13 protein-coding genes are annotated in these 12,081 nt (G+C 69.0%); 4 read left to right on the forward strand and 9 right to left on the reverse strand.

The window, feature by feature from the left end; all coding sequences use genetic code 11:
• Nucleotides 1–78 precede the first annotated feature (78 nt).
• Together C507_RS0115590 and C507_RS0115595 are read right to left on the reverse strand one after the other, a co-directional pair.
• Entirely contained in the window at nt 79–1,449 is a 1,371-nt protein-coding gene (locus C507_RS0115590) for a glutamate--cysteine ligase (protein ID WP_018700647.1), read from the reverse strand.
• A 137-nt stretch (nt 1,450–1,586) separates the two neighbouring features.
• Nucleotides 1,587–2,336, reverse strand: a complete 750-nt coding sequence (locus C507_RS0115595; RefSeq protein WP_018700648.1) for a 16S rRNA (uracil(1498)-N(3))-methyltransferase — start codon at nt 2,334–2,336, stop codon at nt 1,587–1,589.
• A 158-nt stretch (nt 2,337–2,494) separates the two neighbouring features.
• Here C507_RS0115595 and xseA point away from each other — a divergent pair, with 158 nt between their 5' ends.
• The 3 genes from xseA to C507_RS0115610 all read left to right on the forward strand — a co-directional run bounded on the left by xseA (nt 2,495) and on the right by C507_RS0115610 (nt 6,279).
• A complete protein-coding gene (gene xseA / locus C507_RS0115600; protein WP_018700649.1) occupies nt 2,495–4,069 on the forward strand; it encodes an exodeoxyribonuclease VII large subunit in 1,575 nt (524 codons plus the stop codon).
• Nucleotides 4,070–4,151: 82 nt separating this feature from the next.
• Nucleotides 4,152–5,306 carry an acyl-CoA dehydrogenase family protein gene (locus C507_RS0115605; protein ID WP_018700650.1) on the forward strand — a complete coding sequence of 385 codons (1,155 nt, stop codon included), beginning with the start codon at nt 4,152–4,154 and terminating at the stop codon, nt 5,304–5,306.
• Nucleotides 5,307–5,451: 145 nt separating this feature from the next.
• Nucleotides 5,452–6,279: a universal stress protein gene (locus C507_RS0115610; protein WP_018700651.1), complete on the forward strand. Its 828-nt coding sequence runs from the start codon at nt 5,452–5,454 to the stop codon at nt 6,277–6,279.
• 106 nt (nt 6,280–6,385) lie between these two features.
• Here the strand turns inward: C507_RS0115610 and coaA are convergent, their stop codons facing one another.
• The 7 genes from coaA to hisB form a co-directional block, all read right to left on the reverse strand.
• A complete protein-coding gene (gene coaA, locus C507_RS0115615) occupies nt 6,386–7,339 on the reverse strand; it encodes a type I pantothenate kinase (protein ID WP_018700652.1) in 954 nt (317 codons plus the stop codon).
• Nucleotides 7,340–7,356: 17 nt separating this feature from the next.
• Nucleotides 7,357–7,692, reverse strand: coding sequence for a phosphoribosyl-ATP diphosphatase (locus tag C507_RS0115620; protein WP_018700653.1), 336 nt, complete (start codon nt 7,690–7,692; stop codon nt 7,357–7,359).
• Nucleotides 7,689–8,462 carry an imidazole glycerol phosphate synthase subunit HisF gene (gene hisF / locus C507_RS0115625; protein WP_018700654.1) on the reverse strand — a complete coding sequence of 258 codons (774 nt, stop codon included), beginning with the start codon at nt 8,460–8,462 and terminating at the stop codon, nt 7,689–7,691. The genes C507_RS0115620 and hisF overlap by 4 nt, the downstream gene beginning before the upstream one ends.
• 63 nt (nt 8,463–8,525) lie before the next feature.
• Nucleotides 8,526–9,257 (reverse strand): 1-(5-phosphoribosyl)-5-[(5-phosphoribosylamino)methylideneamino]imidazole-4-carboxamide isomerase, encoded by a 732-nt coding sequence (hisA, locus tag C507_RS0115630; RefSeq protein WP_018700655.1) that lies wholly within the window; start codon nt 9,255–9,257, stop codon nt 8,526–8,528.
• Nucleotides 9,254–9,904 carry an imidazole glycerol phosphate synthase subunit HisH gene (gene hisH, locus C507_RS0115635; RefSeq protein ID WP_018700656.1) on the reverse strand — a complete coding sequence of 217 codons (651 nt, stop codon included), beginning with the start codon at nt 9,902–9,904 and terminating at the stop codon, nt 9,254–9,256. The genes hisA and hisH overlap by 4 nt, the downstream gene beginning before the upstream one ends.
• Entirely contained in the window at nt 9,901–10,425 is a 525-nt protein-coding gene (locus tag C507_RS21665) for a DUF2628 domain-containing protein (RefSeq protein WP_018700657.1), read from the reverse strand. Before C507_RS21665 ends, hisH begins: the two co-directional genes overlap by 4 nt.
• Before the next feature lie 59 nt (nt 10,426–10,484).
• Nucleotides 10,485–11,081: an imidazoleglycerol-phosphate dehydratase HisB gene (gene hisB, locus C507_RS0115645; RefSeq protein WP_018700658.1), complete on the reverse strand. Its 597-nt coding sequence runs from the start codon at nt 11,079–11,081 to the stop codon at nt 10,485–10,487.
• A 124-nt stretch (nt 11,082–11,205) separates the two neighbouring features.
• Between hisB and pyrF the strand changes: the two genes are divergently transcribed.
• Nucleotides 11,206–11,913 carry an orotidine-5'-phosphate decarboxylase gene (gene pyrF / locus C507_RS0115650; protein WP_018700659.1) on the forward strand — a complete coding sequence of 236 codons (708 nt, stop codon included), beginning with the start codon at nt 11,206–11,208 and terminating at the stop codon, nt 11,911–11,913.
• The last annotated feature ends 168 nt before the right edge of the window (nt 11,914–12,081 follow it).

Consider the following 12,081-nt stretch of genomic DNA (forward strand, 5'->3'; position numbering starts at 1 on the left):
CTAGCGGTTTCCGCCGCGCCCCGTCGCCGAAAAGCCCGGGGGCGCGCCGATCCCGACATCGCTCTTCCCCCGCGTCGCCTAAAACGCGTAGTCGGTGAAGACGTGGTCGAGATTGCCGCCCCACTCGCCGCGATACTGGTCCAGCATCCGCTCCGCCATGGTCCGGCCGGAGGCGATCACCTCCTCCGCCGGGGCCAGGAATTGGGTCTCGTCGTTGCCGGCGCTGTTGAGAAGAGCGCGGCGTTTCAGGCCCTCGCGGGCGAGGCCCACCATGTCGCGGGCGACGTCCAGAACCGGCCGGCCGGCCACCGAGGCCCCCAGCCCCTCGCGCGGGACCGCGTCGCGGACCGCCTGGCGCTCCTCCGCGCTCCAGTCCTTCACCATCTGCCAGGCCTGGTCGAGGATGCCGTCGTCGTAGAGCAGGCCGACCCAGAGCGCGGGCACCGCGCAGATGCGCCGCCACGGTCCGCCATCGGCACCGCGCATCTCAATGAACTTCTTGAGGCGGACTTCCGGGAAGATGGTCGAGACGTGGTTGGTCCAGTCGCCCATGGTCGGCAGTTCGCCGGGCAACTGGGGCAGCCGGCCTGCCATGAACTGGCGGAAGGTGCTGCCGGTGACGTCGATGTAGCGATCGCCGCGCTTCACGAAATACATCGGCACGTCGATCACCCAGTCGACATAGGCCTCGTAGCCGAAGCCCTCGTCGAAGGCGAAGGGCAGCATGCCGGTCCGATCGGCATCGGTGTCCTTCCAGATCTCCGACCGGAAGGAGAGGAAGCCGGAGGGTCGACCATCCAGGAAGGGCGAGTTGGCGAACAGCGCGGTGGCGATGGGCTGCAGCGCCAGCCCGACGCGCATCTTGCGCACCATGTCGGCCTCGCTCGCATAGTCGAGATTCACCTGGATCGTGGCGGTCCGGTACATCATGTCGAGGCCGAGCGTGCCGACCTTCTTCATGTACTCCGTCATGATGTCGTAGCGCTGCTTGGGCATGCGCGGCATGTCAGACCGCGACCAGGTCGGCGCCACGCCCATTCCCAGGAAGCCAAGGCCGAGCGGTTTGGCGACCTCGCGCACCTGGGCCAAGTGGGCGTTTGCCTCCCGGCAGGTCTGGTGCAGGGTTTCCAGCGGCGCGCCGGAGAGCTCGAACTGGCCGCCCGGCTCCAGGCTGATGGCGCCGCCGGCCACCGGATCGGCGAGGCCGATGATCGCATCGCCATCGTAGATCGGCTCCCAGCCGAGGAGCGTTTCCATGCCCCTCAGCAGCGCGGCGATGCCGTTCGGCCCCTCGTAGGGCGCCGGTGCGTGCGTGCCGTGCACGAAGCCGAACTTCTCGTGTTCGGTGCCGATGCGGAAGGCCGCCGGCTCCTTTTCGCCGCTTGCGATCCACGCGGCGAGCGTGTCCCGGTTGTCGAGCGGCGTATCGTCAGTGGTGTCGCGAGCCATGGGAATCCGGCCAATGTCTGTCTTTGGCCGCGGACATTAGCCGGGCCCATCCATCGAAACAAACGAGTTCTGGTCACGGATTCGACACGGGATTCCGATCGATCGCGCGGACACGGCCGGACGGCTCCGCAAGGCCGTCAGCGCCAGTCGCCCAAAGCGGACTGAAGAACCGCCAGGGCGGCCACGGCGGCGGTGTCGGCGCGCAGGATGCGCGGCCCCAGCGAAATGGCGGTGACGGCCTCGTGAGCGGCAAGCGCCGCACGCTCCTCGTTGGAAAAGCCGCCCTCCGGCCCAATCAGAAGCGCCAGCGGACCCGGTCCGAGCCGGGCAAGCGCCTCCACCGGGTTGGCGATGGCCGCGCCCTCATCGCAGAAGACGAGACGACGGCCCGGCTCGCGCGCCGCCCAGCCGTCGAGCAGACGATCCAGCTTGAGCGGATCGTCCACGGCCGGCACCGCGATGACGCCGCACTGCTCGGCCGCCTCCACCACGTTGGCGCGCATGCGCTCCAGGTTGATGCGGCTTGCCTGGGTGTGCTGCGTGTAGACGGGCGCGAGCCGACCGGCGCCCATCTCCACCGCCTTCTGAACCATGTAGTCGAGGCGGGCGTGCTTCAGTGGCGCGAACAGGTAGACGAGATCGGGCAGCGGCTCCTGCGGACGCAGGCACTCCTCTGCCACGAGGCTTGCGGATTTCTTCGCCAGCGCGTCGGTCCTTGCGCGCCATTCGCCGTCGCGGCCGTTGAACACGAGGACGGTCGCGCCCTGCCCCAGCCGCATGACGTTCTTCACGTAGTTGGTGCGGGCCGCGTCGAGAGCGATCGCGGCATCCGGCGCGAGCGCGTCCTCGACGAACAGGCGGGGGGTGGTGAAATCGTAGCGGGCCATTGCGGCATGTCCTCCGGCGCGGGCATTGTGCCCACTTAGTTCCTGGCGCCTCGATCGAAAAGAGCGGTTTGCGGCCGGCCTGCCGGCGCTTCTAGAGTGGAGCCGTCGATCGCCGGTCCGATTCGACCCCGAAGCCCCACCCATCGCGGACACGTGCCATGGCGCCCGAAAGCCCGACCACGATTGCCACCAACGCCGCCGAGTTCACCGTCTCGGAGATTGCCGGTGCCATCAAGCGCTCGGTGGAGGACCAGTTCGGCTACGTGCGGGTGCGCGGTGAGGTCTCCGGCTATCGCGGGCCGCACTCGTCGGGCCACTGCTATTTCTCGCTGAAGGACGAGCGCGCCCGGCTGGAAGCGGTAGTCTGGCGCGGCACCTTTTCCAAGCTGAAGTTCAAGCCGGAAGAGGGCATGGAGGTGATCGCCACCGGGCGCATCACCACCTTCCCCGGCGCCTCGAAGTACCAGATCGTCATCGACGCCATCGAGCCGGCCGGGGCCGGCGCGCTGATGGCGCTCTTGGAAGCCCGGCGCAAGCAGTTCGCCGAGGAGGGCCTGTTCGACGCCGACCGCAAGGTGCGGCCGCCCTTCCTGCCGCGGGTCATCGGCGTGGTGACGTCGCCCACCGGCGCGGTGATCCGCGACATCCTGCACCGGCTGACCGACCGCTTTCCGGTCCACGTGCTGGTCTGGCCCGTCCGGGTCCAGGGCGAGGAATCCGCCGGCGAGGTGGCCGCCGCCGTCGCCGGCTTCAATGCGCTCGCCCCCGGCGGCACCATCCCGCGGCCGGACGTGCTGATCGTGGCGCGCGGCGGCGGCAGCCTGGAAGACCTCTGGGGCTTCAACGACGAGAAGGTGGTGCGCGCCGTCGCCGCCTCGACGATCCCCCTCATATCGGCGGTGGGCCACGAAACCGACACCACGCTCATCGACTTCGTCGCCGACATGCGGGCACCGACGCCGACGGCCGCCGCGGAGATCGCGGTGCCGGTGCGATCGGAACTGCTGGCGATCGTCGACGATCGGTCGCGCCGCCATTTCGCGGCGCTCAGGCGGCTCCTGGAAGGTCGCCGCTCGGAGGTAAGGGCGCTCGCGCGCGCCCTGCCCGGCCCGGCGGATCTCGTTGCGCCGTCGCGGCAGCGCTTCGATCTGGCCACGGCGCGCCTCGGCCATGCCCTGGCGCGCGCCACGGCGTCGCATCGCCGCCGCCTGGACGGCGCCTCGGCCCGGCTGAGGCCGGCAAGCCTCGACCAGGCGGTGAAGCGCCAGCGGCGGTCGTTGCAGGATCTGCATCTGCGTGCCGGCCAACGGCTCGTCCTCGAGACCCGACGCGCGCGTCGCCAGTTCCAGCAGTGCGGAGAGCGGCTGACGCCGGCCACGCTGACCCGGGCGGCCACGACCCAGCGCAAGGCGCTCGACGACGTGGCGCGTCGGCTGGAGCCTTGCTATCGCCGCACCACGGGCACGCGACGCGACCGGCTCGATGCCGCCTGGAAGCTGGTCGAAGCGCTGTCCCATCAGGGCGTTCTGGCGCGCGGTTTCGCGCTGGTGCGCGACGACAAGGGCCGGGCGGTGACCCACGCAGGCCTCGTGGCGCCCGGACAGGCGCTGACGCTGACCTTCGCCGACGGCGATGTGGGCGCCGTGGCCTCGGGCGGCGGCGCTGGCCGACCGCAACCGAAGCCGAAGCGATCCGGTCCGAAGGACCCGAGCGACCAGGGCCAGCTTCTCTAGCGCGCCCGCGCGCACGATCCCTCTTGCTCCATCTCCGCTTTGCAGGTTTCCTCCACACACCCAATCGTCGGGAGGTTGCCGGATGGACTTCGCCCTGTCGGAAGAGGACAGCCTTATCGCCGAGACCGCGCGGCGCATCGCCGAGGAGCGGCTGGCTCCGCTTGCGGAAGCGCTCGACCGGGGCGAGGGCCGGGACGGCTTTCTCGACAACCTGAAACTGCTCGCCGGTCAGGGCTTCATGGGCCTGAACGTGTCGGCCGATCACGGCGGCACGGAAGCGGGCACGACGGCGTTCGCCCTCTCCATCGAGGCGTTTGCCCGGACCTGTGCCTCCACCGCCGTGACGGCGTCGGTCACCAACATGGTCGGCGAGATCATCCAGGCCGTGGGCAGCGACGAGCAGCGTGGCCGCTACCTGCCGCCGCTCTGCGACGGAACCTATCCCGCCGGCGCCTTCTGCCTGACGGAGGCGGGCGCCGGGTCGGATCCCGCCTCCATGAAGACCCGCGCGGTGATGGACGGCAACGAATGGGTGCTGAACGGCGCCAAGCTCTACATCACCTCCGCCCCCTATGCGGGCATCTTCGTGGTCTGGGCGATGACCGATCCGGACGCGGCGAAGGGCAAGGGAATTTCCTGCTTTCTGGTGGAGGCGGGCACGGCCGGCATGACCATCGGCAGGCCGGAGAGAAAGCTCGGGCAGACCGGCTCGGCCACCTGCGAGGTTTCGTTCGACGACTGCCGCATCCCGGCGGATGCCCTGATGGGCCGGCTCAATGACGGCTTCCGGATCGCCGTCTCGGAGCTGGCCGGCGGGCGCATCGGCATCGGTGCCGCCGCACTCGGCATCGCCCGGGCCGCCATGGATGCGGGGATCGCCTATGCGAAGGAGCGCAGGCAGTTCGACCGCTCCATCGCCGACATGCAGGGCATCCAGTGGATGATCGCGGACCGGGAAACGGAGCTGGAGGCGGCGCGGCTGCTGATCCTGCAGGCGGCCTGGCTGAAAGACCGGGGCCAGCCGTTCGCGCGCGCGGCCTCCATGGCGAAGCTCTATGCCAGCGAAGCCGCGCAGCGCGCCACCTACACCGCGCTGCAGATCCACGGCGGTGCCGGCTATCTGAAGGACTATCCGGTGGAGCGCTACAGCCGCGACGCACGGATCACCACGATCTACGAGGGAACCAGCGAGATCCAGCGGCTCATCATCGCCCGGGACATTCTCGCCAACGCCTGAGACGGGCGGGCGCAGCCGGGACGGTGTTGATCGGCATCAAGGCGGACAACCGTCCGCCCGGCCTAGATCGCCAGTAAGAGGGACGCCCGACTGCCGCACGCCGCGATCGGCGCCGCCGTCAGGACGGCAACACGAGGAGCGGATTATGCAGATCAAAGACATCGTTGCAGTGACCGACCTGTCGGGCGACCAGAAGCCGGCAAGGCTCGCCGTCGATCTCGCCGCCAAGGCGAACGCGCATATCACCGGCATGGCGCCCGTGCTGGAGCCGATCACGCCGGCCTATCTGGCCGGCCCGCTTCCGTCCGACATCCTCGACCAGGCGCGCAAGTCATCGGAGGAGCTGGCCGACAAATCGCTGGATGCCTTCAACGAGATGGTGCGCGTACAGGGCGTCAACGGTGGCTCCGCCCGCTTCCGCTTCGTGGAAGGGGCCGCGTCGGGGCTGGTGAACCGGGTGCGCATGTCCGACCTGGCGGTGATCGGCCAGGAGACCCCGAATTCCAGCGAGCCGGGCCGCGCCGCGGTGATCGAGGCGCTGCTGTTTGAGACCGGCGTTCCGGTGATGGTCGTGCCCTACATCTCCAAGGGCACCTTCGACGCCAAGCACCTGATGGTGGCCTGGGACGGAAGCGTCACCGCCTCGCGCGCGGTTCACGCGGCGCTGCCGCTGATGAAGCTGGCGGAGAAGATCAGCGTCGTTGTGGTGGACAACGGCAAGCGCTACTCCGGCGAGCCGGGCGCGGACGTCGCCCTCTACCTGTCCCGCCATGAGCTGAACGTGTCCATCGACCACATTCCCGCGCCTTCGGGCGACGTGGCGGCAGCCCTCCTGAACTACGTCTCCGACAATGGCGTCGACGTCGCGGTGATGGGCGGTTATGGCCACAGCCGCTTCCGCGAGTTCGTCGTCGGTGGCGCCACCCGCGGCATGCTGGAGGCGATGACGGTCCCGGTCGTGATGGCGCACTAGGTGCCGTAGCCACACATTCGGTTGGTCCGGGCAGAGGCGATCTGGAAAAACGGGTCGCCTCGGACAGCCGGCTGTTCCGCTGAACGGCCGCTCCGGCCGATTCTCCTCAGATCTTCCGGAGCGCCACCGTCTCGATGTTGTGGTCGCCGCTCTTCGACAGGACCAGGTCGGCGCGCGGCCGCGTCGGGCGGATGTTCTCGCGCAGATTCATCAGGTTGATCCGTTCCCACAGCCGGTTGGCGAAGGCCAGCGCGTCCTCATCGGAGAGGTCGGCGTATTTGTGGAAGTAGGAGCGCGGATCGTGAAAGCGCGTGGTCTTGAGCCGCATGAAGCGGTCGAGATACCAGCGGTGCAGCACCTCCTCGTCCGCCTCGATGTAGATCGAGTAGTCGAAGAAGTCCGAAACGAACGGCACGCCCCGGCTCTCCCGCGACAGGCGCGAGGTCTGCAGGACGTTGAGGCCTTCCAGGATGAGGATGTCCGGCCGGTCGACGGTGATCGTCCGGCCCTCGATGACATCGTAGGTCAGGTGCGAATAGACCGGCGCCTCGACCTCGCGCTTGCCGGCCTTCACGTCGTGCAGGAAGGCGAGCAGCGTCTTCAGGTCGTAGCTTTCAGGGAAGCCCTTGCGCTCCATCAGCCCTTCCGCCTCAAGCACGGCGTTGGGGAACAGGAAGCCGTCGGTCGGCACCAGGTCGACCGTGGGGCTGGTGGGCCAGCGGGCGAGCAACGCCTGCAGGAGCCGCGCGGTGGTCGACTTGCCAACGGCGACCGACCCGGCGATGCCGATCACGAACGGGATCGGCCCGTCGCTGCGCCCCAGAAAGCGGTTGGTGGTGGCATGCAGCGCCTGGGTCGCCTCCACGTACATCGACAGGAAGCGCGCCAGCGGCAGGTAGATCGCCTCCACCTCCTCCAGGTCGACCCGGTCGTTGTAGGCCTGGAGCTCCTGCACCTCTTCCGCCGACAGCGTCATCGGCGTGTCGGCTCTCAGCCGGGCCCACTCCGCCCGGGAAAAGACGCGGTAGGGCGACAGCTCGCTCGGGTTGCTCGTATCCATGGCATCGTCTGGCGTCTTCAGCCCTTGGGCCGCGACGCCTTTTCCTCAAGCCCGGTCTGGCCGGTTCGCCGGTCCAGCTCGTCGATCACCTCCTGAAACGGCACCTCCGCCACCTGCAGCAGCACCAGCAGGTGGTAGAGAACGTCGGCCGCCTCGCCGCGCAGTCCGTCCCGGTCGCCCTCGACACCGGCAACCACGGCTTCCACGGCCTCCTCGCCGAACTTGCGGGCGCAGTAGGCCCGGCCCCGGTGGGCAAGCTTCGCCGTATAGGACGCCTCCGGATCGGCCGCCGAACGCGCCGCGATGATCTCCGCCAGCCGGGCGAGATCGAAGCCGGTCTCCGCGCTCGTCATGTCAGCCGCATCGGGATGCCGGCCGCCGCCATATGCTCCTTCGCCTCGCGAATGGAGTGGGTGCCGAAGTGAAAGATCGAGGCGGCGAGCACCGCCGAGGCATGGCCGTCGCGCACCCCGTCCACCAGGTGATCGAGGTCGCCGACGCCACCGGACGCGATCACGGGAATGGTCAGCGCGTCGGACACCGCCTTCACCAGCGCGATGTCGTAGCCGTCCTTGGTGCCGTCCCGGTCCATCGACGTCAGCAGGATCTCGCCCGCCCCCAGCGCCTCCACCTCGCGCGCATACTCGATGGCGTCGAGCCCTGCGGACCGGCGCCCCCCGTGGGTGAACACCTCCCAGCGGTCCGGCTCGCCCTCGCGGCTGACGCGCTTGGCGTCGATGGCGACCACAATGCACTGGCTGCCGAACTTCTCCGCGGCGCGGCGGACGAAGTCGCGATCGTGCACGGCCGCCGTGTTGATCGACACCTTGTCGGCACCGGCCAGCAGCAGCTGGCGGATGTCGTCATTGGTGCGCACGCCGCCACCCACCGTCACCGGCATGAAGCAGACTTCCGCCGTCCGCCGGACCACGTCGAGCAGGATCGACCGCTCCTCGTGGCTGGCCGTGATGTCGAGGAAGCAGAGCTCGTCGGCGCCGGCGGCGTCGTAGGCGATCGCCGCCTCGACCGGGTCGCCGGCGTCCACGAGGTCCACGAACTGGACGCCCTTCACGACGCGCCCCTCGTGGACGTCGAGACAGGGAATGATACGGGTTTTCAGCACGTCTCGTTGGCCTGTTCGCTGCGACGCCGACCGGTTCAGCCTAACGCCGCAATTGGGGAAGTGTCAGCCCGCCTGTTTCAGCCGGGCAAGCGCGGCCTTCGGATCCAGGCGTCCGTCGTAAAGCGCGCGGCCGGCGATGGCCCCGGCGAGGCGGGCGGCGTCCGGCTGGGCCAGCCGCTCGATGTCGTCCATGTCCTTCAGCCCGCCGGAAGCGATCACCGGGATCGTCACCGCCTCGGCCAACGCCAGCGTCTCGTCCATGTTGAGGCCGGACAGCATGCCGTCGCGGGCGATGTCGGTGTAGATGATCGCCGCCACGCCGGCATCCTCGAAGCGCCGGGCCAGATCGACGGCACGAGTCTCCGCCGTTTCCGCCCAGCCCTCCACCGCCACCCGGCCGCCGCGCGCGTCGATGCCCACGGCGATCCGGTTGGGGAACGTCCGGCAGGCCTCCAGCACGAGGTCCGGATTGCGCAGCGCCGCGGTTCCGAGGATCACCCGGGTGATGCCGCGGGCGAGCCAGCTCTCGATGCCGGCCATGTCGCGGATGCCGCCGCCGAGCTGCACCGGAATGCGCACGGCCTTCAGGATCGCCTCGACGGCGTCGACGTTGACGCTTCTGCCGGCGAAGGCGCCGTTGAGGTCGACGATGTGCAGCCACTCGAAGCCGGCGTCTGCGAAGGCCGCCGCCTGGTTGGCCGGGTTGTCGTTGAAGACCGTCGCGCGCGCCATGTCGCCCTGCAACAGGCGCACGCAGGTTCCGTCCTTCAGGTCGATTGCGGGAAAGAGGATCACGGGTTCCACTTCAGGAAATTGGCGAGAAGCGCGATGCCGAGCTTTTCGCTCTTCTCGGGATGAAACTGGGTGCCGACCACGTTGTTGCGGCCGACGATGGCCGTCACCGGGCCGGAATAATCCGACGTGGCGATCAGGTCGGCGCGGTCGGCAACAGCCAGGTGATAGGAATGCACGAAATAGGCGTGCCAGCCGTCAGGTCCGGTCGGGATGCCCTCCAGCACCGGGTGGTCGGCGATCACGTCCAGCGTGTTCCAGCCCATGTGGGGGATCTTCAGGGTCGGGTCGGCCGGCTCGATGCGGGTCACGTCGCCGTGGATCCAGCCGAAGCCGGCGGCCACCTCGTGCTCCAGGCCGCGATCGGCCATCAGCTGCATGCCGACGCAGATGCCGAGGAACGGCACGCCGCGCTGTTCAACGGCCTCCTGCAGGCCCTCGATCATGTCGACCTCGGTTTCCAGGCCCCGGCGACAATCTGCAAAAGCCCCGACCCCAGGCAGGATCAGCCGGTCCGCCGCGGCCACCCGCTCGGTATCGGCGGTGACGTGCAGGTCGATGTCGAGGTTGGCTTCCGACGCGGCCCGCTCCACGGCCTTGGCCGCCGAGCGCAGATTTCCGGAGCCGTAGTCGACGATGACAACCCTCATCGGGTACTCCTCGTTTCGGGAAACAGGCCCAGGATCCCCGGATCGCCCTGAGCGCGGACGGCGGGCGCAACCGGCACCGCCGACCTGTGGACCGACGGAACCGCCGGCGCCGACCGCACCGGCTGCGGCGCGAACGCCTCCTCCTCCAGCCACTGGGAGAAGAAGCGGCGCTCGCACTCGGTCCGCTTCGAACCGGCGACGATGCCGGCGAAGCGGTAGCCGCGCCGCATCAGGGCCCAGCGTTTCAGCCCGTTGGCCTCGAAGCCGAACAGAACCGCCAGCGCAACCCCGGCAAGCCCCGGCGCCGGTCCGCCGAGCAGCGACATGGCGACTTCCAGAGCCGCCGCAGCGATCACGAAGGCGAGCGTCAGGAGCCACAGCCGGTTGAACAGCAGCCACAGGACCGGGAACAGCATCGCCAGCCAAGAAAACCCGTCGCGCACGAAGACCGTGCGTTCCGCGGTCTCCTCGAGACCCGAAACTCGTTCCGGGGGAGGCAGAAGGACCGTGTAGACGGCCATGCTCGCATGTCCTCGATCGTGTCTCGGTCGGGCGGACCGTTGCTCACGGCCCGGCCGGATCACTCGGCGAGACGCCCCTTGGTGGACGGCACCTCGTCGGCCCGTCGCGGATCGATCGCCACCGCGGTACCCAGGCAGCGCGCCAGCGCCTTGAAGCAGCTTTCGGCGATATGGTGGTCGTTGTCGCCGTAAACCGTTTCCACGTGCAGCGTCACCAGCGCGTTCATGGCGAAAGCCCGGAAGAACTCCTCCACCAGCTGGGTGTCGAAGCTGCCGATCTTCGGTGTCGCGAACGGCGCCCGGAAGACGAGATAGGGCCGGCCCGACACGTCGATCGCGGCGCGGGTGAGCGTGCCGTCCATGGGCAGCGCGGCGTCGGCGTAGCGGGTGATGCCGCGCTTGTCGCCCAGCGCCTCGCGCATGGCCTGACCGAGCGCGATGCCGGTGTCCTCCACCGTGTGGTGGTCGTCGATATGCCGGTCGCCCTCGGCCGTGATGGTGATGTCGATCAGCGAATGCCGGCCGAGCTGGTCCAGCATGTGGTCGAAAAAGCCGACTCCGGTCGCGATCGCGGTCCGCCCCTTTCCGTCGAGATCGATCTCGACGGTGATGGACGTCTCGTTGGTCTGCCGGACGATCTTCGCGGTCCGAGGCACCGTCTGTAGTCCTTCATGGGTGGAGAATGAACCAGCCGCCTTGTATCAACCCGTCGCACGAATGAAAAGAATGCCGACGTCCGCCGTGCCTGCGGACCCCTGACAAGCCCGAAAGGACCCCGCCATGCGTCTGAAGCCCAGGGATGCCCGGGAGCGGCTCATCGTCGGCCTCGACCTGCCGAGCGTCGCGGAGGCGGAAGCCTGCGTGCGCGAGACGCGGGGCGCTGTCGGCGCCTACAAGATCGGGCTGGAGCTCATCTATGCCGGCGGCCTGGACCTCGCCCGCCGCCTCGCCGATGACGGCGAAACCGTGTTCCTCGACGCCAAGCTTCTCGACATCGACAACACCGTGGCCAACGCCGTGCGCTCGATCCTGTCGACCGGCGCTGCGATGCTGACGCTGCACGCCTACCCGAAAGCCATTGCCGCCGCGGCCGAGGTGGCACGTGACCGCGACCTGATGATCCTCGGCGTCACCGTGCTGACCTCCATGGACGACACCGACCTGGTCGACGCCGGCTACGCGACCGGCGTGCGCGAGCTCGTCGCCCACCGGGCCGAAAGGGCGGTCGCGGCCGGCGCCGACGGGCTGGTCTGCTCGGCGCTGGAAGTGGCCGATCTGCGCAACCGCCTCGGCAACGACGTGGTGCTGGTCACCCCCGGCATCCGCCCGGCCGGCTCCGCCACCGGCGACCAGAAGCGGGTGATGACGCCGGCCGACGCCATCCGCGCCGGCTCCGACTATCTGGTTGTCGCCCGCCCCGTGGTCATGGCCGACGACCGCCGCGCCGCCGCCGAGGCCATCGTCGAAGAGATCGAACAGGCGCTCTGAAGCAAAGCCAGAGCAAAGCCAGGAAAAGGGCTCTTGCGGTTTTCCGTCCGGCTTTGCGGTGAAAACAATCCCCTCGCGCCGAGTTCGCTTGCGCTGATCTCTATCCGCTCACGCGAGCTCACTTCGCTCGCCGCTGCGCGGGCGCGGCCTCCGGCCGGCGCGTGGTCA

This window comes from Amorphus coralli DSM 19760 (assembly GCF_000374525.1).
Classification (GTDB): Bacteria; Pseudomonadota; Alphaproteobacteria; order Rhizobiales; family Amorphaceae; genus Amorphus; species Amorphus coralli.

Coding starts and splice junctions, on each gene's coding strand:
- C507_RS0115590 (WP_018700647.1), bottom strand. CDS start 1,449: ATGGCTCGCGACACCACTGACGATACGCCGCTCGACAACCGGGACACG.
- C507_RS0115595 (WP_018700648.1), bottom strand. CDS start 2,336: ATGGCCCGCTACGATTTCACCACCCCCCGCCTGTTCGTCGAGGACGCG.
- xseA (WP_018700649.1), top strand. CDS start 2,495: ATGGCGCCCGAAAGCCCGACCACGATTGCCACCAACGCCGCCGAGTTC.
- C507_RS0115605 (WP_018700650.1), top strand. CDS start 4,152: ATGGACTTCGCCCTGTCGGAAGAGGACAGCCTTATCGCCGAGACCGCG.
- C507_RS0115610 (WP_018700651.1), top strand. CDS start 5,452: ATGCAGATCAAAGACATCGTTGCAGTGACCGACCTGTCGGGCGACCAG.
- coaA (WP_018700652.1), bottom strand. CDS start 7,339: ATGGATACGAGCAACCCGAGCGAGCTGTCGCCCTACCGCGTCTTTTCC.
- C507_RS0115620 (WP_018700653.1), bottom strand. CDS start 7,692: ATGACGAGCGCGGAGACCGGCTTCGATCTCGCCCGGCTGGCGGAGATC.
- hisH (WP_018700656.1), bottom strand. CDS start 9,904: ATGAGGGTTGTCATCGTCGACTACGGCTCCGGAAATCTGCGCTCGGCG.
- C507_RS21665 (WP_018700657.1), bottom strand. CDS start 10,425: ATGGCCGTCTACACGGTCCTTCTGCCTCCCCCGGAACGAGTTTCGGGT.
- pyrF (WP_018700659.1), top strand. CDS start 11,206: ATGCGTCTGAAGCCCAGGGATGCCCGGGAGCGGCTCATCGTCGGCCTC.